This is a genomic window from Escherichia sp. HH26CH, assembly GCF_009820205.1.
Classification (GTDB): domain Bacteria; phylum Pseudomonadota; class Gammaproteobacteria; order Enterobacterales; family Enterobacteriaceae; genus Escherichia; species Escherichia coli_F.
Window position 1 is genome coordinate 211103 of the sequence record NZ_VNXM01000012.1, and the last position, 21778, is coordinate 232880.

Genomic DNA, 21778 nt, shown 5'->3' on the forward strand with positions numbered 1-21778 from the left:
GTTTAGCATAAACGCTCCGGCGCAGGCACGCCGGAGCAGTGGGCATTATTTGGGAAGCGCTGTTCCCCATTCACGCCACTCTTTCGGTTCACTTTCCTGCAACAGGAAGTGCTTGCCTTCCTGGGCTTTCGGTGCCAGCGGCGTACCCGGAGGCGTAGCGAAGGCGATGCCGCCACGGATAAACTGGTTAAAGGTGCCGGTTTTCACGACGCCGCCCGTCAGACCAAAGTCCAGACTGTAACCCGATGCCAACCAGAAGACGGAATTGTTACGCACCAGGTGTTGATAGCGTTTACTGATGCGCATCGCAATCATCACGCGATCTGACAATGTCCCCAGCGTCATTCCGGTAACCGTACCGACTTCCAGACCACGGAACAGCACAGGCGTACCGATGCCTAACGAACCGGCTTCCGGCGCTTCAACAATAATGCTTAAGCCATCCAGGTAACGCGAATCAGTTATGGTGGCCTCTTGTAATTCAAAGTCGCGGCGAGGATTGCCCCGGCCTGGTTCGACGTTGATATACGGCTGGAGGATAGTATCAAGATGCTCAACGCCAGCTGCCGAAATTTGCGGTGTGACCACTGAGAAGCGTGTACCACCGCGTGCAAAGGTCTGGACATATTCCGGATAGAGTACCGCCTTTGCCTGTACTTCATTGCGCGCGGTGATCAGATCCAGCGTCTGGATTTGCCCGATATCAATACCGAGATAGCGAATTGGCATCCCGACCGCCAGTTTTCCGGCATCGAAAGCGTGAAGCGTAATTTGCCCTCCAACCGCACGGGCCGCTGTTTCGGAAGCATACAGAATTCGCTTGTCGCCTTTACGCTGACTGGCGCTGGCACCGCTGAGGTTATCGAAGCTAATAGCTCCCTTTAATGCTCTGGAGAGCGGGGATGCCTGTACAGTCAGACCACTACCATTTAGCTGAACTTTCGCCCCACCTTCTGCCCAGAACACGCTGTTGCTGGTCAGAAGGTTGCGATACTCCGGCTTAATATGCAGATCGATATCAAACGCGTTAGCTCGCGGACGCACAGTAATAACTTCACCAACTTCAAATTTACGGTACAGCACTACCGATCCTGCCTGCACATCCGGCAGCGTCTCTGCACTCAAACTCACGGTTGTGGTGGGTAAATCGCTAAGGCTGTTCTCCAGCGCTTTTTCCAGATTGGCATACAGCGGATAGCTGGCTTTCATCTCGCCTTTATCGCCTGGCAGAATACGTATCCCGCCGTTAATCCATTCTGAGGCGCTGGCACCGAGAAACTCAACGCCATCCAGCCCCACCTTCACGTCGACACGGCTGTTGACGACAAATTTGCTATCGCCTTTTACCAGTTCGCGATGCTGAGGCTCGATGGCGACGGTAAAGGTGACGCCTTTGCTGGTGAGTTTACGATCAATAACCTGGCCTACCTGCACGCCGTGAAGAATGAGCGGCTGACCAGCATCAATGCCGTAACTTTCTGGTGCTGTCAGGGTCAGCGTCAGAACATCTGGCTCATGGAGCAGGGCTTTTTCGCCAGGAACAACAATAAACTCTTTACGTGGCTCACCGTCGCCGGGCACCAACTCAAAGGTTTTGCCGGTCAGCAGGGCGCTGAGATTGGCATCGCTAAGGGATAATTTCGGGTTGCGTAATTCGATGCGGGTATTTTCCCGTAACAGCGTGACGACGCTGGGATCAACGGTCATTTCCCCAGTGACTTTACCACCAGGATTTAAATCCAGTTTAGTCAGCTGTCCGACTTCCAGCCCCTGATACATTAACGGCGTCGAGTCGGCGGTTAATCCGGCCCCACTCGGCAGTTCCAGTTTTATTATTACGCCACGCTGGCTGTGGGCGAGATCTTCATAAAGACCAAAGGTATCTTCCGCCTCGGCAGGTTTCGACTCTTCAGGTGAATCGAAGGCAATCGCACCGTTAACCAGTGCCGCCAGACTTTCCAGTTTCACCTTCGCACCACTGATACTGACGTTGGCATCAACGCCAGAAACGTTCCAGAAACGGCTACCTTTTTTCACCAGATCGGTAAAACGCCGCTCGATCAGGACATCTATCACCACACCTTGTTTATTGGGATTGATGGCATAGTCGTAGACTTTACCCACCGGGATCTTGCGGAAATAGACCAGTGAACCACTGTTCAGTGAACCGAGATCGGGGGCTTGCAGGTGGATCATCAGATCGCCATTATCCAGCCGATATTTCGGTTGGGTATCGAGTGCGACAAAGTGATCCTGCTCTTTACCTTTACCCGGCATCATGCCGATATAGTTACCCCCGACGAGGGCGTCCAGCCCGGAGACACCTGCCAACGAGGCTTTTGGCGTCACCAGCCAGAACTGTGTCTCCTCGCGCAGCGCATCTTTCATATCAGACTTGATGCTGACTTTGACTTCAATCTTACGAAGATCGTCGCTCAGGCTGATATCCTGCACTGTTCCGACCTCAACGCCCTGATAACGAACAGGTGTGCGGCCCGGGACGATACCGTCCGCCGACATAAAGTCGATGGTGACGGTATTACCCCGATCCTGATAACTGTCCCAAATCAGCCAACCGGCAATCATAAGCGCGATGAACGGCAGCAGCCAGAAAGGTGAGATACGGCGTTTATTTTTAATCTGCGCTTCAGTCGTCGAAGCGGGCGTTTCCTGACTCATGTGCATCCCAAAGTAAGCGGCTGTCCAGCCATTCCACAGCAAGAATAGTCAAAATTACCGCTGCGCCGAAATAAAACGCAGCCGGTCCCATAGTAAAAGCGAGTATCTGATCGCGATTAATTAGCGACATGGTTAAAGATATGACAAACAGGTCGAGCATCGACCAGCGACCGATCCAGGTCACCATCCGCAGTAACAGAATCCGTGTGCGTAAACCTTGCTGGCATTTAAAATGAATGCTCAACAGTAAAGTGAACATGACGATCACTTTGGTAAATGGCACCAGAATACTGGCGATAAACACGATGCCGGCGACCGCAATGTTGCTACTTGCCAGCGACATAATCCCGGAAAGAATCGTATCTTCCTGCCGCCCACCATTCAGATAAATGATAGAAATAGGTAACAGGTTGGCAGGTAACAACAACACGATTGATGCTAACAACGCCGCCCAGCACTTTTGCAGACTATGACGGCGACGCAGGCGTAGCGGGATATGGCAACGCGGGCAGCGACCACGCTGATCGGGATAGCCGGTAAAATGGCATCCCAGGCAGACACGAAGTTTCTCGTCCCTACGCGTAGCGGGGCGCTGTGGATAAAATCGCGCCCACAGTTCCTCGACATTAAGATGTGACAACGTCACCGTGGTCAATATCACTAATGCAACAAAAGAGAACAGACCAATACCCGCCTGAATGTGCGCATAATCCTGCACCTTTATAGAAGCAACGCCAATACCGACCAGATAGATGTCCAGCATCACCCACTCTTTCAATCGCTCAAGCATCAGCAGTACCGGGCGTAGATTCATTCCCAGTCGGTTACCAAACCATAAATAAGCTATGGAGGTCACCAGAATAAGGGGGGCACCAATAACGCAAAAAAAGACCATCGCCCCCGTTATTGCATCGCCCTGTTTGGTCATTTGCCAGATGCCTTGCATGACATTGGCGTCAATACGAATACCTAACAGCCAGATATGCAACAGCGGTTCGCCCCAGGCAAACGGCATCAGCAACAGCATGGTGAATGCCATTGCTGCCAGGCGCGTTAGCGACCAGTCGCGCCCGTCACGAATTTTTGCCTGACAGCGCGGACAATAGGCACTTTGATGAGAGTTTATCTCGGGTAGGCTAAACAGCATGTCACATTGCGGGCAACGTTGGTAATCACCACGCGGCAGTTCCTCGCAAATTGCCCTCACTGTTATCTTTTTTGTCGGCGTAATTTGTGGTGTGTTAAGAGCCATGACGTGCCAAATGTAATAAGAATTAACATTAATCTTAACCCATGATGGGAATGATCTTGAGCATTAACGCATTTAATGCTTATTTTAATAGGCTGGCAGTTCCAGGTAAGACAACCAAGTGATTATATAATGAACAAAACAGAATTTTACGCGGATTTAAACCGTGACTTTAACGCGCTGATGGCAGGAGAAACCAGTTTTCTGGCAACGCTGGCAAACACCAGTGCGTTGTTATATGAGCGTCTCACTGACGTAAACTGGGCAGGTTTTTATTTACTTGAGGACGAGACGTTGGTTCTCGGACCGTTTCAGGGCAAAATTGCTTGTGTACGCATCCCCGTCGGGCGAGGTGTGTGTGGCACTGCAGTTGCCCGTAATGAAGTGCAGCGAATCGAGGATGTTCACGCTTTTGACGGACATATTGCCTGTGATGCAGCAAGTAATTCTGAAATTGTCCTACCGCTGGTGGTGAAAAATCAGATTATTGGTGTTCTCGATATCGACAGTACCGTCTTCGGTCGCTTTACAGACGAGGACGAGCAGGGCTTACGTCAGCTTGTGGCACAGCTTGAAAAGGTGCTTGCAATGACGGATTACAAAAAATTCTTTGCGAGCGTCGCAGGATAATCAACGGATAACGTAGCATTTACTGATGGCGTCATTATAATGACGCCTGTTCATGCCTGCGCTTGTTGGCTACGTCCGTTGTAATCAGGAAATTTCATGGAAAATCAACCTAAGTTGAATAGCAGTAAAGAAGTAATCGCGTTTCTGGCCGAACGTTTTCCCCACTGTTTCAGTGCGGAAGGTGAAGCGCGTCCGCTGAAAATCGGTATTTTTCAGGATTTGGTCGATCGTGTTGCCGGGGAAATGAACCTGAGCAAAACGCAATTGCGATCCGCTTTACGTCTCTATACCTCGAGCTGGCGTTACCTTTACGGTGTTAAACCCGGCGCAACGCGTGTCGATCTTGACGGCAACCCATGCGGTGAGCTGGACGAGCAACATGTAGAGCATGCTCGCAAGCAGCTTGAAGAAGCGAAAGCACGTGTTCAGGCACAGCGTGCTGAGCAGCAAGCGAAAAAACGCGAAGCTGCCGCAGCTGCTGGTGAGAAAGAAGACGCACCGCGCCGTGAACGCAAGCCACGTCCGACCACGCCACGCCGCAAAGAAGGCGCTGAGCGTAAACCACGTGCGCAAAAGCCGGTAGAGAAAGCGCCAAAAACAGCAAAAGCACCTCGCGAAGAACAGCACACCCCAGTTTCTGACATTTCAGCTCTGACTGTCGGACAAGCCCTGAAGGTGAAAGCGGGTCAAAACGCGATGGATGCCACCGTATTAGAAATCACCAAAGACGGCGTCCGCGTCCAACTGAATTCGGGTATGTCTTTGATTGTGCGCGCAGAACACCTGGTGTTCTGAAACGGAGGCCGGGCCAGGCATGAACATGTTTTTTAGGCTTACCGCGTTAGCTGGCCTGCTTGCAATAGCAGGCCAGACCTTCGCTGTAGAAGATATCACGCGTGCTGATCAAATTCCGGTGTTAAAGGAAGAGACGCAGCATGCGACGGTGAGTGAGCGCGTAACGTCGCGCTTCACCCGTTCTCATTATCGCCAGTTCGACCTCGATCAGGCATTTTCGGCTAAAATCTTTGACCGCTACCTGAATCTGCTCGATTACAGCCACAACGTGCTGCTGGCAAGCGATGTTGAACAGTTCGCAAAAAAGAAAACCGAGTTGGGTGATGAACTGCGTTCAGGCAAACTCGACGTTTTCTACGGTCTCTACAATCTGGCACAAAAGCGCCGTTTTGAACGTTACCAGTACGCTTTGTCGGTACTGGAAAAGCCGATGGATTTCACCGGCAACGACACTTATAACCTTGACCGCAGCAAAGCGCCCTGGCCGAAAAACGAGGCTGAGTTGAACGCGCTGTGGGACAGTAAAGTCAAATTCGACGAGTTAAGTCTTAAGCTGACAGGAAAAACGGATAAAGAAATTCGTGAAACCCTGACTCGCCGCTATAAATTTGCTATTCGTCGTCTGGCGCAAACCAACAGCGAAGATGTTTTCTCGCTGGCAATGACGGCGTTTGCACGTGAAATCGACCCGCATACCAACTATCTTTCCCCGCGTAATACCGAACAGTTCAACACTGAAATGAGTTTGTCGCTGGAAGGTATTGGCGCAGTGCTGCAAATGGATGATGACTACACCGTTATCAATTCGATGGTGGCAGGTGGCCCGGCAGCGAAGAGTAAAGCTATCAGCGTTGGTGACAAAATTGTCGGTGTTGGTCAAACAGGCAAGCCGATGGTTGACGTGATTGGCTGGCGTCTTGATGACGTGGTTGCCTTAATTAAAGGGCCGAAGGGCAGTAAAGTTCGTCTGGAAATTTTACCTGCTGGTAAAGGGACCAAGACCCGTACTGTAACGTTGACCCGTGAACGTATTCGCCTCGAAGACCGCGCGGTTAAAATGTCGGTGAAGACCGTCGGTAAAGAGAAAGTTGGCGTGCTGGATATTCCTGGCTTCTATGTGGGTTTGACAGATGATGTCAAAGTACAACTGCAGAAACTGGAAAAACAGAATGTCAGCAGTGTGATCATCGACCTGCGTAGCAATGGCGGTGGGGCGTTGACCGAGGCAGTATCGCTTTCAGGCCTGTTTATTCCTGCAGGTCCGATTGTTCAGGTTCGTGATAACAACGGTAAAGTTCGTGAAGACAGCGATACCGACGGTCAGGTCTTCTATAAAGGCCCGCTGGTGGTGCTGGTTGACCGCTTTAGTGCTTCGGCTTCAGAAATCTTTGCTGCGGCAATGCAGGATTACGGTCGTGCGCTGGTTGTGGGTGAACCGACATTTGGTAAAGGCACTGTCCAGCAGTACCGTTCATTGAACCGTATTTACGATCAGATGTTACGTCCTGAATGGCCAGCTTTGGGTTCTGTTCAATACACGATCCAGAAATTCTATCGCGTTAACGGCGGCAGTACGCAACGTAAGGGCGTAACGCCAGACATCATCATGCCGACAGGTAATGAAGAAACGGAAACGGGAGAGAAATTTGAAGATAACGCGCTGCCGTGGGATAGCATTGATGCTGCAACCTATGTGAAATCAGGCGATTTAACGGCCTTTGAACCGGAGTTGCTGAAGGCGCATAATGCGCGTATCGCGAAAGATCCTGAGTTCCAGAACATCATGAAGGATATCGCGCGCTTCAACGCCATGAAGGACAAGCGCAATATCGTTTCTCTGAATTACGCGGTGCGTGAGAAAGAGAATAATGAAGATGATGCGACGCGTCTGGCGCGTTTGAACGAACGCTTTAAACGCGAAGGTAAACCGGAGTTGAAGAAGCTGGATGATTTACCGAAAGATTACCAGGAACCGGATCCTTATCTGGATGAGACGGTGAATATCGCACTCGATTTGGCGAAGCTTGAAAAAGCCAGACCCGCGGAACAACCCGCTCCCGTCAAGTAACATCAATCAGGCACAAGAAATTGTGCCTGATTTTTTAACAGCGGCAAGATGCCGTAAATCAGATGCTACAAAATGTAAAGTTGTGTCTTTCTGGTGACTTACGCACTATCCAGACTTGAAAATAGTCGCGTAACCCATACGATGTGGGTATCGCATATTGCGTTTTGTTAAACTGAGGTAAAAAGAAAATTATGATGCGAATCGCGCTCTTCCTGCTAACGAACCTGGCCGTAATGGTCGTTTTCGGGCTGGTACTGAGCCTGACAGGGATACAGTCGAGCAGCGTTCAGGGGCTGATGATCATGGCCTTGCTGTTCGGTTTTGGTGGTTCCTTCGTTTCGCTTCTGATGTCCAAATGGATGGCATTACGATCTGTTGGCGGGGAAGTGATCGAGCAACCGCGTAACGAAAGGGAACGTTGGCTGGTCAATACTGTAGCAACCCAGGCTCGTCAGGCGGGGATCGCTATGCCGCAAGTGGCTATCTACCATGCGCCGGACATCAACGCTTTTGCAACCGGTGCGCGCCGTGATGCCTCTCTGGTTGCTGTCAGCACCGGTTTGCTGCAGAACATGAGCCCGGATGAAGCTGAGGCGGTAATTGCTCACGAAATCAGTCACATCGCCAATGGTGATATGGTCACCATGACGCTGATTCAGGGCGTGGTGAACACCTTCGTTATCTTTATTTCCCGTATTCTGGCGCAGTTGGCTGCTGGCTTCATGGGCGGTAACCGTGACGAAGGTGAAGAGAGCAACGGCAACCCACTGATCTACTTTGCGGTTGCAACGGTTCTGGAACTGGTGTTTGGTATTCTGGCGAGCATTATCACCATGTGGTTCTCGCGTCACCGTGAATTCCACGCCGATGCGGGTTCAGCAAAACTGGTTGGTCGTGAGAAAATGATTGCCGCGCTGCAACGCCTGAAAACCAGCTATGAACCACAAGAAGCAACCAGCATGATGGCTTTCTGTATTAACGGGAAGTCGAAATCGCTCAGTGAGTTGTTCATGACTCACCCGCCGCTGGATAAACGTATTGAAGCTCTGCGTACGGGTGAATACCTGAAGTAATATGAAGTAAATACTAAAAAGCGCGTCCTGATCGACGCGCTTTTTTTATGCCCTGGATCGTGGCTGGGAATACGTAAGCCACTGACACAGGCAGCAATCACTGCCAGAATAGCCGCAGCCATCAGCGAGACGTGTGTACCATTATCACCAAACTGATTTAGCATCAGCGCCACCAGCGCCGCGCCACTACTCTGACCCAATAGACGAGCCGTCCCTAACATGCCACTGGCCCCACCGCTACGTTCGCGCGGAGCGGAGGTAATAATGGTGTGGTTATTGGGTGACTGGAATAAGCCAAATCCAGCGCCACATAAGATCATCGGCCAGATAATATTGATATCCGCAGGTGACGCGGGCAGCAGAACCAGGGAAAAAAGCCCCGCAGCCATGATGAACAACCCTAAAGCACCCAGCAATCCTGCATGTACGCGTTCAATTAAATAGCCTGCCAGCGGAGCCATCACCATCGTTGCTAACGGCCACGGTGTCAGAAGTAAACCTGTTTCGACTTCACTACGCCCGAGCACGGTTTGCAGGTAAAAGGGCAGGGAAACCATTGCCAGCATTTGTGCGCAGAAAGAGCAAACAGATGTGCAAATAGAAAGTGAAAACAGCGGGATACGCAGTAAATCCACCGGTAGCAGCGGTACGGGAAGAGAAAGCTGGCGGCGAATAAAGAAAATACCAACGACAACCATTACCACCAGTTCCGCGCCAATCAACGTCAGCGATTGCCCCTGAGCGAAACCACTCAATGCAGTAATAAGCAGGCCGAAGGTTAACGCGTTCATCACGGCGCTGGGCAGGTCGAAACGGGGTTTACTGGCACGAGAGCCATTGGGTGGCAGAAAACGCATGGCCAGAAGCAGGGCGATAATACCCAACGGTACGTTGATTAAAAATAACCATTTCCAGGATGCGATGGAGAGGATTGCTGCAGCAATTGTCGGCCCGGCAGCAGAAGAGACGGCAACAATAAACGAGTTTACGCCCATCCCTCTACCCAGAAAACGTTGTGGATAGATCAGGCGGATAAGTGCGGTATTAACGCTCATCAACGCTGCACCGCCGAAACCTTGTATGACACGCGCAAGGGTGAGCATTTGTAGCGAATCAGAAAGGGCGCAGAACAGTGAAGACAACAGAAAAACGACCAGACCGCATTTATAAATACGTCGATAGCCAAACATATCGCCCAGAAACGAAAACGAGAGCAGGGAGATGACAATGGCGATTTGATAGGCGTTCACTACCCAGATGGAACTGGCCGGTGTGGCATGAAGGTCTGTGGCGATTGTTGGCAAGGCGACGTTGGCGATTGCGCCGTCAAGCACAGCCATCGAAATACCAATCACAATGGTTAATATCGCACCGTATCGCTGGGGCAACGGCAGGCCGTCGGCCTGAACTTTTGGCATAGGAATTTTATATCTTTGGTGAATAATCAACAGGGGTAAGATTCTAGCACTGATATTCACGGTGGATGTCGCAGAATTGTAACTAACCGGCAAAAGATGGATTGCGACCACCCAGGTGCGAAATTATAATAAAAAACAGTTCTGATTTTTATAAAACACTCGCAATGAGGTGATAAATGGCTAACGCAGATCTGGATAAACAGCCTGATTCTGTATCTTCCGTGCTGAAAGTTTTTGGCATTTTGCAGGCGCTGGGTGAAGAGCGCGAAATAGGGATAACCGAGCTGTCGCAGCGCGTCATGATGTCAAAAAGCACCGTTTATCGCTTTTTACAGACCATGAAAACCCTGGGTTATGTGGCGCAGGAAGGGGAGTCGGAGAAATATTCGCTGACCCTGAAATTGTTTGAACTGGGCGCTCGTGCGTTACAAAACGTCGATTTAATTCGTAGTGCAGATATCCAGATGCGTGAGATCTCCCGTCTGACCAAAGAAACGATCCACCTCGGTGCTCTCGATGAAGACAGTATTGTTTACATTCACAAAATTGACTCTATGTACAATTTGCGCATGTATTCACGGATTGGGCGTCGTAATCCGCTGTACAGCACCGCGATTGGTAAGGTACTGCTGGCATGGCGCGATCGCGATGAAGTGAAGCAAATTCTTGAGGGCGTGGAGTATAAACGCAGTACCGAACGGACCATCACCAGTACAGAAGCGTTATTACCCGTTCTGGACCTGGTGCGCGAGCAGGGGTATGGCGAAGATAACGAAGAGCAGGAAGAAGGACTGCGTTGCATTGCGGTTCCGGTATTTGATCGCTTTGGCGTGGTCATTGCCGGTCTGAGCATCTCCTTCCCGACGTTGCGTTTCTCTGAAGAGCGTTTACAGGAATATGTCGCAATGTTGCATACCGCGGCGCGCAAAATTTCTGCCCAAATGGGTTATCACGACTATCCGTTCTGATGAGAGTAAGAACCTGTCTGAATATCAAACAGACAGGTTCTTTATTTAGCATGAGAAAAATAAAGTTGAAGGTGGCGTTATATTAAACGCACTTGCGATAAGAATATTTTACTTATGAGTGAGAATCTGATTATTTATTACCCTTAACCATTATCGACCACAATATTGCTTTTACGTAACAACGGGCAATCTGTTATCCCCAGAAAACCACTTTTAGTGTGCAGGTATTGTACCGTGCTGGTGCCTCTGGCGGTCAGATAGGTACATTGCAAACCTAATCCCGCGGCATTCTCTTTGCTTCCAATCAAAACGCCATATCCGCTGAGTAATAATCCTATCCATACCAGTGCTATCAGCATAACTGTGCGAATGATGAATCGCATTACAACCTCTTCTCTTTTTATGTTCGCTTAATCGTAGCGGCAATATGCGCTGAAGCAAGCGACTCATTCTGAAAAAGCACGAATATCGACATAGTTAGGCGCTGTTTAACTAACACATGCTAGTTTAATGACATAAGGTAGGTGAAACGGAGATTGGAGTGAAAAAGTTTCGATGGGTCGTTCTGGTTGTCGTGGTGTTGGCTTGCTTGCTGCTTTGGGCGCAGGTATTCAACATGATGTGCGATCAGGATGTACAATTTTTCAGCGGAATTTGTGCCATTAACCAGTTTATCCCGTGGTGATATCATTTTTTCAGCACTAGATTTTCTTCCTCTCCAGCAGTGGTAGAATAGCGCCTCTACTCAGAGGTGGTGAAATGAACGAAGTTGTAAATTCAGGCGTGATGAACATTGCGTCTTTGGTTGTATCGGTGGTGGTTCTTCTTATCGGGCTCATCTTGTGGTTTTTTATCAATCGTGCCAGTTCACGAACTAACGAACAGATTGAACTGCTTGAGGCGTTGCTGGATCAGCAAAAACGTCAAAATGCACTGTTACGTCGTTTGTGCGAAGCAAACGAACCTGAGAAAGAAGATAAAAAGACCGTTGAGAGTCAAAAATCGGTTGAAGACGAAGATATTATTCGTCTGGTCGCCGAACGGTAATCCTTCCTCAATCTTGAGTAACCCCGTCGTTGAAGGGTTACTCAATTCATCCTGATTATACGCACTGTCATGGTGCAACTGCTTCAAATTAAAACTCTGGTCTGACTTCAAATAATTATCATATTATTTATTTGCGTAACGGGATATCAGAAAAAGATATTTAGCTCATTAATTTATTAGGATGTTTACATCGGATTTGTGATTAAGCGTGTTATTATTTATTAGCGAAACGTTTCTCTCTTGATTTTTTTGCGCATTCATCAATTTTTCTTATTTTAAATTTACAATACCTTTGGCGATTGACTTCTCTTTGGGGTGATTGATAGCCGTTAACTGACTGTTTTATGAGAAAAAGTGATATAACTTTTTATTCATTGCATAGCAGAAAATGTGATATTGCACGCACTATGTAATAACTTCTCCCATTGGCCTGGAACAACTGAACTTATTGAACTATGTTAGAAAATACGTCAGTTTAAGTATCTGCCTGAACTGGCAAGGTTAAGCACAATGATATATCGGCGCGTATTCCGTTGCATAAGTGTGCAAAAAAAGTGGAAGACGTATCGAGATTTGTGCGTCTGATCGAGACATGTTTAAAAATGGCTTGCCATAATTAACGTTGTATGTGATAACAGATTTCGGGTTAAACGAGGTACAGTTCTGTTTATGTGTGGCATTTTCAGTAAAGAAGTCCTGAGTAAACACGTTGACGTTGAATACCGCTTCTCTGCCGAGCCTTATATTGGTGCCTCATGCAGTAATGTGTCAGTTTTATCTATGTTATGCCTGCGGGCGAAGAAAACAATCTAAGGAATTTTTCAAATGGCAAAGATTAAAGGTCAGGTTAAGTGGTTCAACGAGTCTAAAGGTTTTGGCTTCATTACTCCGGCTGATGGCAGCAAAGACGTGTTCGTACACTTCTCCGCTATCCAGGGTAATGGCTTCAAAACTCTGGCTGAAGGTCAGAACGTTGAGTTCGAAATTCAGGACGGCCAGAAAGGTCCGGCAGCTGTTAACGTAACAGCTATCTGATCGAATCCACTGATCTGAAGTGTGAATACGCTTCAATCTCGCTATAAAGCCTCGTCGAATGCGAGGCTTTTTACTTTGCTTTATCTTCGCTTCTGGCGTTCGGATATTTGCCCGCCGCGTGATTCGCGTTACACTTGCGGCCTTTAGTATCCTGCCGGAGTTGTCATGTCGTTTTCCTGTCCACTTTGCCATCAGCCTCTCTCGCGTGAAAAAAACAGCTATATCTGTCCCCAGCGACATCAGTTTGATATGGCGAAAGAAGGGTATGTCAATCTGCTGCCCGTTCAGCATAAACGGTCTCGTGATCCGGGCGACAGCGCGGAAATGATGCAAGCACGCCGCGCATTCTTAGATGCCGGACATTATCAGCCGCTGCGTGATGCAATTGTTGCCCAACTGCGGGAACAGCTTGATGAAACGGCCACGGCGGTGCTGGATATCGGCTGTGGTGAAGGGTATTACACACACGCATTTGCCGATGCGTTGCCCGAAATCACCACGTTTGGTCTGGATGTCTCGAAGGTGGCGATCAAAGCTGCGGCAAAACGCTATCCGCAGGTCACTTTTTGTGTCGCTTCCAGTCACCGTTTGCCGTTTGCCGATGCCAGCATGAACGCCATTATTCGCATCTATGCGCCGTGTAAAGCAGAAGAATTAGCGCGCGTAGTGAAGCCCGGCGGTTGGGTCATTACAGCTACGCCGGGACCGCGACATTTGATGGAGCTGAAGGGGCTGATTTACAATGAAGTACATCTTCATGCACCTCATGCAGAACAACTGGAAGGTTTTACATTACAGCAGAGTGCTGAGTTGTGTTATCCGATGCGTCTTCGCGGTGATGAAGCCGTCGCATTATTGCAGATGACGCCGTTTGCCTGGCGTGCGAAGCCAGAAGTCTGGCAAACACTGGCAGCAAAAGAAGTGTTCGACTGCCAGACGGACTTTAATATTCACCTCTGGCAGCGTTCTTATTAACCGTGGAAGTGCGTCCAGAGGATCTGGACGCCGATGCCGATCAGCACCAACCCGCCGAGAATTTCTGCTTTTTTCCCAATAATTGAGCCAATAAAGCGACCAACCATCATCCCTAATGTCGACATAATCAAGGTTGCACAACCAATGGCCAATGCGGTCGCGATAATGTTGACCTGCAGGAAGGCGAGACCAACACCCACAGCCATGGCATCCAGGCTGGTGGCAATCGCGGTGGTTACCAGTAGCCAGAAACCGTGTCGACGGCGCGGTTCTTCATCTTCATCATCTGCACCACGAAAACCCTCAATAATCATTCGCCCGCCGAGGAATATCAGCAGCACAAACGCAATCCAGTGGTTCCATTCAAGGACAAACCGGCTGGCTAACATGCCCATTCCCCAGCCGATCAGCGGCGTCAGGGTTTCGACGGCACCAAAAATAAGGCCGGTTCGCAACGCTTCAGAAAATTTCGGTTTATGGAGGGTGGCACCTTTACCGATTGATGCAGCAAATGCATCCATCGACATACCAAACGCAAGAAGAACAGTAGCAGTGATATTCATGACAACGTCCTGACCGGGGTATCCATAAAACACATCATCGCCCCCAGCAAACATGCATACATGAACAACAAACCGCGATGGTTTTCGCGTTCATGCAGGCATAGCGATTGATGTGCATATGGTCTCGCCTGACTGAAAGTGTTCAGTCCGTACGTGCCACGTTTTGCAACGAGTATGTTGACACGTACATTTCCGGAATCTGGAAATCGGCTACTCCCCAAATGAGGGCGCAACATTAACATATTTTTAGAATATAAAACAACTGTTGGGATATATTATTTCAGCAGTTAATTGATAACGATTTTCATTTAGATTTATATATCAATGAAACGTTAAAATAAATAACAAATAAGGGATGGGATAATATAGCCTAAGCTATGTCTGATTATTTAAAATACAGCAAACATAGCTTTGGCTAAATTCATAACTTATTGAGTGGAAACAAGAAGTTTATAAATTTTCTCCAGGTCGTCGATATTTCGAACGCGGATTAACAGCCGGCGCTGTTCTAATTGCATCACCAACACGCCATCTTCAGACAAGTTCATCGCTTTAATTCGACTATATTCAATCCAGACATTGGCGAAGAAAAAACCTTTTTGTTTAAAGATGATCTTCGGAACGCGGATCCAGAAAATATAAAACCCCATTAGAGCCAGTGCACTTAATAACCATGTCGTTATTTGCGCGCCATGATTCGTGACGTTGTTATAGATAAGAATGACAATCAGTCCTACGAAGATAACGCTGTCGATGCGGCCACGTCGGAGCAAAGGAATTGCCAGCAGGGTGGGGCCGTTACGGCGGGGCATGATGAACTGATCGTAGATCGCGAAGGCCAGGAGTGCGGCGATGAAAAGAATCAGTACCAGGTCCGTGATTGTCATTAATCCTCCAGATAAAAAAACGGGGCCAAAAGGCCCCGGTAGTGTACAACAGTCTTACAGTCCCAGCAGGCCGCAAGCATACCCCGCGATACCGATGACGAAGAAGCCAACGATGATCCACAGCGGATTAACTTTTTTGCGCAGCAGCCACATACAAGCAAAGGTCAGCAGTAGCGGTACCAGGCCCGGCATTAACTGGTCAAGAATAGTCTGGACAGTGGTAACGTGTTCTTTGCCCGTCTGGTCAGTAATGCGAGAGACAACCAGCGGGATGTTGACATGTGTCCACTTGTTAACCAATGCCCCCATGACAAACAGGCCGAGAATAGACGCCCCTTCCGTCAGTTTTTGCAGGAAGCCGCCACCCATATCTTTAACGATATCGATACCTTTGGAGTAACCATACGCTACGCCGTAGTAACGGGTTGCCAGACGCACCAGGTTAAACAGGATGAAGAACAGAAGCGGACCTAACAGGCTGCCGCTCATCGCGATACCGGCACCCAGCGCTGCAAATACCGGACGTACCGTTCCCCAGAAGATCGGGTCGCCTACACCAGCCAGCGGCCCCATCAAACCGACTTTGATACCGTTGATAGCACCGTCATCGATCTCTGCGCCATTAGCACGCTGTTCTTCCAGCGCCAGGGTTACGCCGAGAATCGGCGCAGCCACGAACGGCTGGGTGTTAAAGAACTCCAGGTGACGGCGAATAGCTTGTTTACGAGCTTCGTTGTTCTCAGGGTAGAGGCGACGAATTGCCGGTACCATAGAGAAGCAGAAACCCAGTGCCTGCATACGTTCGAAGTTCCATGAACCCTGGAAGAGGTTAGAACGCAGGAAGACGCCACGAATATCACTTTGAGTGAGTTTTTTCTCGGTGGTAGTTTGAGTTGTATCAACCATTTCGCTCACCTGTTAGTCCAGTTCGTTATCGAGATCGTTGTTACCAGCTGCCTGAGCAGGCGCACCGGCTACGCGGTTGTATTTCGGGCTAAGTTGGATGTAGAGCACTGCCATAACAGTACCAATCACACCCAGAGCAACCAGGTTAAAGTTGGTGAATGCTGCGGTTACGAAGCCGAGGTAGAAGAACGGCATCAGGTAGCCAGCACGCATCATGTTGATAACCATCGCATAACCAACCACCACGATCATGCCACCGGCGATATTCAGACCATTGGTTACCACTTCCGGAATCGCATTCAGCATGTTCTGTACTTCGCTGGTACCAACAGACAGCGCAACGATGACGGCTGGAATAGCCACACGCATTGCTTGCAGGAACAGAGAAGAAACGTGGATCCAGGAAATCGCTGTCAGGTTGCCGTTATCTGCAGCCTTATCCGCAGCGTGCTGGAAAGCAACGGTAATAGTACGAACGATGATGGTCAGTACCTGACCTGCAGCAGCCAGAGGGATTGCCAGTGCGATACCCGCACCAATGCTCTGATGACCTGCAATAACCAGAATGGTAGAAATGATAGAAGCCAGAGCGGCGTCAGGCGCAACTGCAGCACCGATGTTCATCCAGCCCAGCGCGATCATTTCCAGCGTACCACCGATAATAATACCGGTTTTCATATCGCCAAGAACGATACCCACCAGGGTACACGCGATTAGCGGACGGTGAAACTGAAATTCATCGAGGATTGATCCCATACCTGCGATACAGGCTACGATAAATACCAGCACAATTTGAAGAGTGGTAATCTCCATTGTACTTCTCCTGTTTACGTAAGACTTAAGTGTGAAAACTGAGTGATAATCAACACAATACGTTACTTATCGATTTTGCTGATCAGATCCATCATTTTCAGTTTCGGATCGGTGGAAACCTTACGGACTTCCAGCTCAATACCGCGCGCATTCAGTTTCTTGAACGCCTCGATATCTTTTTCATCAACCGAAACCGCGTTATTCACCTGGGTTTTACCCTGACGGAATGCCATACCACCAACGTTAACAGAGGTGATTTTCACGCCGCCTTCAACGAGACGCTCTACATCTGTAGGGTTGGTAAATAACAGCATTACGCGTTCGCCAGCATATTTCGGGTTGTTGTAGACGCGAATCATTTTGGCGACATCAACCACGTGCGCTGTTACGCCCGGAGGTGCAACCTGGGTGAGCAGTGTCTTACGAACGGTATCCGCAGCCACTTCATCACTAACAACAATAATACGGGAGACATTGGTTTCTTTAGTCCAGCGGGTGGCGACCTGACCGTGAATCAGACGGTCGTCGATACGCGCAAGGCCAATAACCATGTAGTCGTTTGGTCCCATTGGTTTTGCCGGAGTTGGAGCCGCTTTTGGTGCTGCGGCAACGGGTGCTGGCGCGGCTTTTTCAACCGGTTTGGCTTTCAGTGCTTTCACGCCTTCACGGCCTGTTTCTACTGCCAGAGCCACCAGTTCATCAAAGCTTGGGTCATCATCACGGGCCATTAACGTTTCCACGAGCATTGGAATGTTAACGCCTGCAATGACTTCATAATGCTCTTTGTCGACGACAATGCGGCTGGCAGCGTTGAACGGGCTGCCTCCCCATGTATCAACGAGAAACAGCACGCCTTTAGTGGTGTCGAGTTTTGCCAACTGAGCGTTGTATTTTTCAATCAGCGTTTCGGCATTTTCACCTGGAACGAAATCGATCCAGCCGACGTTTTCCTGCTCGCCTAACAGCATTTCTGCCGTTTTAAGCAACTGCTCTGCAGCCCAACCATGTGTGCCTATAACAATAGCAATGGTCACTTGCTACCTCCTTTATTATCGTTAACACCTCAACGTGCCAGATGTATTTTTGAATCGTCGTCCACAATCGAATCGATTCAGATAAGGGCTACAACCAAAAACCCCTGCGTTTCGCGATTTATTTTAGATATCGAAAAAATTATTTTATGTGATGAAGATCCGTAATTTAACTTTCGATTAGCAGAAATTTCGAAAGGTAAAATATCCTTGTCACATTCGTTTGCAAAGGAAGGTAAATCTTTGCCAAATCAGATGTGTCTCTGATATGTTTAACTCCCGTTTAACAACCATGGAGTATAGGGCAGTAGCCCGCAGTATGGATCGTCACCGACGTCATTTCAGCATCAGGCCTTTTAACGCCTGCTTTTCTGGCACTTTATGCCGCACCTTTCGTTTGCCTTTTGTCGTTACGCCTGCATTATTTCTGGCGCCGAATAGCTATTCCTTAAGCAGGAGCTTGTCATGGAATTCTTAATGGACCCCTCAATTTGGGCGGGGCTACTCACGCTTGTTGTTCTCGAAATTGTGCTGGGTATCGATAACCTGGTCTTCATCGCCATTCTTGCTGACAAACTGCCGCCAAAACAACGTGATAAAGCGCGTTTGCTGGGATTATCACTGGCGCTGATTATGCGTCTGGGGCTGCTGTCGCTGATTTCATGGATGGTCACGCTGACCAAACCGCTCTTTACCGTCATGGATTTCTCCTTCTCCGGACGCGACCTGATTATGTTGTTCGGGGGGATATTCTTGCTGTTTAAAGCGACAACCGAACTGCATGAACGGCTGGAAAACCGCGATCATGATTCCGGCCACGGTAAAGGCTACGCCAGTTTCTGGGTGGTCGTCACACAGATCGTCATCCTTGACGCCGTCTTCTCGTTGGATGCGGTAATTACGGCAGTAGGGATGGTTAACCATCTGCCAGTGATGATGGCGGCGGTAGTGATTGCGATGGCGGTCATGTTGCTGGCATCGAAACCGCTGACGCGATTTGTTAATCAGCATCCAACGGTAGTGGTGCTCTGTCTGAGCTTCCTGTTAATGATTGGTCTGAGTCTGGTGGCAGAAGGTTTCGGTTTCCACATTCCGAAAGGTTACCTGTATGCCGCGATTGGCTTCTCGATCATCATCGAAGTGTTTAACCAGATTGCGCGTCGCAACTTTATTCGTCACCAGTCGACTTTGCCGCTGCGTGCGCGTACTGCCGATGCCATCCTGCGTTTGATGGGGGGGAAACGTCAGGCCAATGTTCAGCACGATGCCGATAACCCGATGCCTATCCCGGTACCGGAAGGTGCGTTTGCCGAAGAAGAACGTTACATGATTAACGGCGTACTGACGCTGGCGTCGCGTTCTCTGCGCGGGATCATGACGCCGCGCGGTGAAATAAGTTGGGTTGACGCTAATCTCGGGGTGGATGAAATCCGTGAGCAGCTGCTCTCTTCACCGCACAGTCTGTTCCCGGTATGTCGCGGTGAACTGGATGAAATCATCGGTATCGTACGTGCCAAAGAACTGCTGGTGGCGCTGGAAGAGGGCGTTGATGTGGCGGCGATTGCTTCGGCGTCTCCGGCAATTATCGTTCCGGAAACCCTCGACCCGATCAACCTGCTGGGCGTGCTGCGTCGTGCTCGCGGGAGCTTTGTTATCGTGACCAACGAGTTTGGCGTGGTACAAGGCCTGGTCACGCCGCTGGATGTGCTGGAAGCCATTGCGGGTGAATTCCCGGACGCTGATGAAACGCCGGAAATCATTACCGACGGTGACGGCTGGCTGGTAAAAGGCGGTACAGATTTGCATGCCTTGCAGCAGGCGCTTGATGTTGAACACCTTGCCGATGACGATGATATCGCGACGGTCGCGGGCCTGGTGATCTCGGCAAATGGTCACATTCCGCGTGTGGGAGATGTGATTGATGTTGGGCCACTGCATATTACCATCATTGAAGCTAATGATTATCGTGTTGATCTGGTCCGCATTGTTAAAGAGCAACCGGCGCACGATGAAGATGAGTAAGTGTTAACGTAATGGCATAATGGGTGTTATATGTCCATTATGCCGGGCGGGCGGCGGTTGGCTGCCCGCCAGCCATTTGGGAAAATCACGTAGCGGCATCGGCTGTGCGTACAAATACCCTTGCAAAATATGCACGCCATGACGGCGCAAATACTTCGCCTGTTCTTGTGTTTCCACACCCTCCGCCACCAGTTCAATATTCAGTCTTTGCCCCAGTGCGATGATGATATCGGTCACCGTCGAGTTAACCGCGTCAGAACCTATAGCTGCGGTAAATGACTTATCAATTTTCAGCACGTCAGGACGTAATGTTTCAAGCCAGGAAAATGAACTGTTGCCGGTGCCGAAGTCATCAATCGCCAGTTTGACGTTTTTACGATGCAGCTCGCGGGCAATCCGATAATCAACATCCAGTAAGGCATCGCGTTCGGTGATTTCGAGGATCAGTTGCTGAATCGGGTGAGCGCTAAACCAGTACTGATTGAGATCTTTTATCAGCACACCACGGCGAAAATGGCTGGGTGCGACGTTAATGCCAACATGAAACTGACTACTCATTGGGAAAACATGCCGCTGACGGATGGTTTCTGCCATCACATAGCGGGTCAGTGGCACAATTAAATGATGTTCTTCCGCGATAGGAATAAACACATCCGGTGAAATCCATCCCTGACGTGGATTGTTCCAGCGCAGCAAAATCTCTACACCAATACATTTCTGGCTGCGCGCATTAAGCAAAGGCTGGCAGAACAATTCGAACTCATGTTGCGCCAGGCCCAGATTGATTTCACGGGAAAAACTCATCCGGTAAGCGGTCGCCAGCCAGGCGATATAGCCCACAAGTAAACTTAGCAGCACCGCCAGCGGTAATTGTGTTGGAAGATAGTGCCATGCCAGCGCCGTAGCCCCCGGACCATTAACGTTAATGGTAAAAGGAAAGCGTTGCGAAGAAACATGATAGTTTTCATTGTCTTCAGGTTGCGGAAGGGAATCTACCAGCCCATTACCATAGAGCAAATGCCGATCGTCCACCGTCAGGCTGGCGCTACTGATTTGCGGCAGTTGTGGCTCAAGCAGCATTGCCGCCAGTAAGTCGATGTTGATCATCTCCATGACCCCAGCATTGCTACTGCCCGCTGCAGGCGTCCATTGAATCAAAACCGGACTGCCTTTAATCAGGGCATGGTCGGTCGTCAGTCGTAAAAGTGGTTGCGGTGCAGGAAGTTCAGCCAGAATGTCCACGACGGGCACATTGCGATAACCAAAAATGCTGGAGCAATAAAGTGTGCCGTCTTGCACCAGGCCAATGGATCGCACAGTTTGGAGTTTTGCCGCCTGTTTACGTAATGGCAAATGGGCGACAGAGCAGGGCAGACCAATTAGCGGAAGTAAGACTTCGCTACCTGCCTGTAGGGGAAGCAGTACTTTATCTAATTCCTCTACAGCGTGATTGGCGAATTGTACTACCCGTTGTTGATTTAAGTTACGCTGTGAAATAAATCGCACGCTCAGGGTCGAAGCGAGCGTAACGAGTGCACAAATCGTACAAACAATCATTCGATTACGGCGATAGGTTTTAATGATCCGTTGTGCTTTTTGCATGCGGGCCACCCTGTAAG

The 21778-nt window shown here is 49.4% G+C and carries 21 protein-coding genes and 1 pseudogene; 12 read left to right on the plus strand and 10 right to left on the minus strand.

Annotated elements, in window-relative coordinates; genetic code table 11:
* Window positions 1-45: 45 nt before the first annotated feature.
* Window positions 46-2679, minus strand: coding sequence for a lipid-binding membrane homeostasis protein YebT (gene yebT, locus FQ015_RS03035; protein ID WP_001360729.1), 2634 nt, complete (start codon window positions 2677-2679; stop codon window positions 46-48).
* Entirely contained in the window at window positions 2648-3931 is a 1284-nt protein-coding gene (gene yebS / locus FQ015_RS03040) for a membrane integrity lipid transport subunit YebS (RefSeq protein WP_105267302.1), read from the minus strand. The genes yebT and yebS overlap by 32 nt, the downstream gene beginning before the upstream one ends.
* Window positions 3932-4060: 129 nt before the next feature.
* On the opposite strand from yebS, the gene msrC reads away from it, so the two are divergent.
* From msrC to htpX, 4 genes are all read left to right on the plus strand, one after another.
* Window positions 4061-4558, plus strand: a complete 498-nt coding sequence (gene msrC / locus FQ015_RS03045) for an L-methionine (R)-S-oxide reductase (protein ID WP_001043890.1) — start codon at window positions 4061-4063, stop codon at window positions 4556-4558.
* Between the two features lie 96 nt (window positions 4559-4654).
* Window positions 4655-5353 carry an RNA chaperone ProQ gene (gene proQ, locus FQ015_RS03050; protein ID WP_000431368.1) on the plus strand — a complete coding sequence of 233 codons (699 nt, stop codon included), beginning with the start codon at window positions 4655-4657 and terminating at the stop codon, window positions 5351-5353.
* Between the two features lie 19 nt (window positions 5354-5372).
* The gene (gene prc / locus FQ015_RS03055) at window positions 5373-7421 is read left to right on the plus strand and encodes a carboxy terminal-processing peptidase (RefSeq protein WP_105267303.1); all 2049 of its coding nucleotides are present in this window, start codon (window positions 5373-5375) and stop codon (window positions 7419-7421) included.
* A 191-nt stretch (window positions 7422-7612) separates the two neighbouring features.
* On the plus strand, window positions 7613-8494 hold the full coding sequence (htpX, locus tag FQ015_RS03060) for a protease HtpX (protein WP_000984517.1): 882 nt from the start codon (window positions 7613-7615) through the stop codon (window positions 8492-8494).
* Between the two features lie 45 nt (window positions 8495-8539).
* Here the strand turns inward: htpX and FQ015_RS03065 are convergent.
* Window positions 8540-9912 (minus strand): annotated as a pseudogene (locus FQ015_RS03065) (MFS transporter).
* Between the two features lie 176 nt (window positions 9913-10088).
* Between FQ015_RS03065 and kdgR the strand changes: the two are divergent.
* Window positions 10089-10880 carry a DNA-binding transcriptional regulator KdgR gene (gene kdgR, locus FQ015_RS03070; RefSeq protein ID WP_032184413.1) on the plus strand — a complete coding sequence of 264 codons (792 nt, stop codon included), beginning with the start codon at window positions 10089-10091 and terminating at the stop codon, window positions 10878-10880.
* Between the two features lie 143 nt (window positions 10881-11023).
* Here kdgR and FQ015_RS03075 read toward each other — a convergent pair whose 3' ends face one another.
* Window positions 11024-11263, minus strand: coding sequence for a YobH family protein (locus FQ015_RS03075; RefSeq protein WP_001211011.1), 240 nt, complete (start codon window positions 11261-11263; stop codon window positions 11024-11026).
* A gap of 158 nt (window positions 11264-11421) precedes the next feature.
* Here FQ015_RS03075 and mgrB point away from each other — a divergent pair, with 158 nt between their 5' ends.
* The 5 genes from mgrB to rlmA all read left to right on the plus strand — a co-directional run bounded on the left by mgrB (window position 11422) and on the right by rlmA (window position 13937).
* Window positions 11422-11565: a PhoP/PhoQ regulator MgrB gene (gene mgrB / locus FQ015_RS03080; RefSeq protein ID WP_000714550.1), complete on the plus strand. Its 144-nt coding sequence runs from the start codon at window positions 11422-11424 to the stop codon at window positions 11563-11565.
* Window positions 11566-11639: 74 nt separating this feature from the next.
* Window positions 11640-11927: a YebO family protein gene (locus FQ015_RS03085; protein ID WP_001006867.1), complete on the plus strand. Its 288-nt coding sequence runs from the start codon at window positions 11640-11642 to the stop codon at window positions 11925-11927.
* 669 nt (window positions 11928-12596) lie between these two features.
* Window positions 12597-12740 carry a DUF2627 domain-containing protein gene (locus FQ015_RS03090; RefSeq protein WP_001295496.1) on the plus strand — a complete coding sequence of 48 codons (144 nt, stop codon included), beginning with the start codon at window positions 12597-12599 and terminating at the stop codon, window positions 12738-12740.
* Window positions 12741-12752: 12 nt separating this feature from the next.
* Entirely contained in the window at window positions 12753-12962 is a 210-nt protein-coding gene (gene cspE, locus FQ015_RS03095) for a transcription antiterminator/RNA stability regulator CspE (protein ID WP_001062678.1), read from the plus strand.
* Between the two features lie 165 nt (window positions 12963-13127).
* Window positions 13128-13937 (plus strand): 23S rRNA (guanine(745)-N(1))-methyltransferase, encoded by an 810-nt coding sequence (rlmA, locus tag FQ015_RS03100; protein ID WP_115738688.1) that lies wholly within the window; start codon window positions 13128-13130, stop codon window positions 13935-13937.
* Here the strand turns inward: rlmA and mntP are convergent.
* The 5 genes from mntP to manX form a co-directional block, all read right to left on the minus strand.
* Entirely contained in the window at window positions 13934-14500 is a 567-nt protein-coding gene (gene mntP, locus FQ015_RS03105; protein ID WP_001296134.1) for a manganese efflux pump MntP, read from the minus strand. The genes rlmA and mntP overlap by 4 nt on opposite strands.
* 428 nt (window positions 14501-14928) lie before the next feature.
* Window positions 14929-15387 (minus strand): DUF986 family protein, encoded by a 459-nt coding sequence (locus tag FQ015_RS03110; RefSeq protein WP_000156262.1) that lies wholly within the window; start codon window positions 15385-15387, stop codon window positions 14929-14931.
* A gap of 54 nt (window positions 15388-15441) precedes the next feature.
* Window positions 15442-16293 carry a PTS mannose transporter subunit IID gene (manZ, locus tag FQ015_RS03115; protein WP_000228655.1) on the minus strand — a complete coding sequence of 284 codons (852 nt, stop codon included), beginning with the start codon at window positions 16291-16293 and terminating at the stop codon, window positions 15442-15444.
* A gap of 12 nt (window positions 16294-16305) precedes the next feature.
* The gene (gene manY / locus FQ015_RS03120) at window positions 16306-17106 is read right to left on the minus strand and encodes a PTS mannose transporter subunit IIC (RefSeq protein ID WP_000406926.1); all 801 of its coding nucleotides are present in this window, start codon (window positions 17104-17106) and stop codon (window positions 16306-16308) included.
* 62 nt (window positions 17107-17168) lie between these two features.
* Window positions 17169-18140, minus strand: coding sequence for a PTS mannose transporter subunit IIAB (gene manX, locus FQ015_RS03125; RefSeq protein ID WP_000150550.1), 972 nt, complete (start codon window positions 18138-18140; stop codon window positions 17169-17171).
* Between the two features lie 316 nt (window positions 18141-18456).
* Here manX and FQ015_RS24490 point away from each other — a divergent pair, with 316 nt between their 5' ends.
* Together FQ015_RS24490 and yoaE are read left to right on the plus strand one after the other, a co-directional pair.
* Complete coding sequence (locus tag FQ015_RS24490; RefSeq protein WP_269218577.1) at window positions 18457-18615, plus strand: protein YoaL; 159 nt, start codon at window positions 18457-18459, stop codon at window positions 18613-18615.
* Window positions 18603-20159, plus strand: a complete 1557-nt coding sequence (yoaE, locus tag FQ015_RS03130) for a CNNM family cation transport protein YoaE (RefSeq protein ID WP_000394976.1) — start codon at window positions 18603-18605, stop codon at window positions 20157-20159. Before FQ015_RS24490 ends, yoaE begins: the two co-directional genes overlap by 13 nt.
* 3 nt (window positions 20160-20162) lie before the next feature.
* Here the strand turns inward: yoaE and FQ015_RS03135 are convergent, their stop codons facing one another.
* A complete protein-coding gene (locus FQ015_RS03135; RefSeq protein WP_160523695.1) occupies window positions 20163-21761 on the minus strand; it encodes an EAL domain-containing protein in 1599 nt (532 codons plus the stop codon).
* Window positions 21762-21778 lie beyond the last annotated feature (17 nt).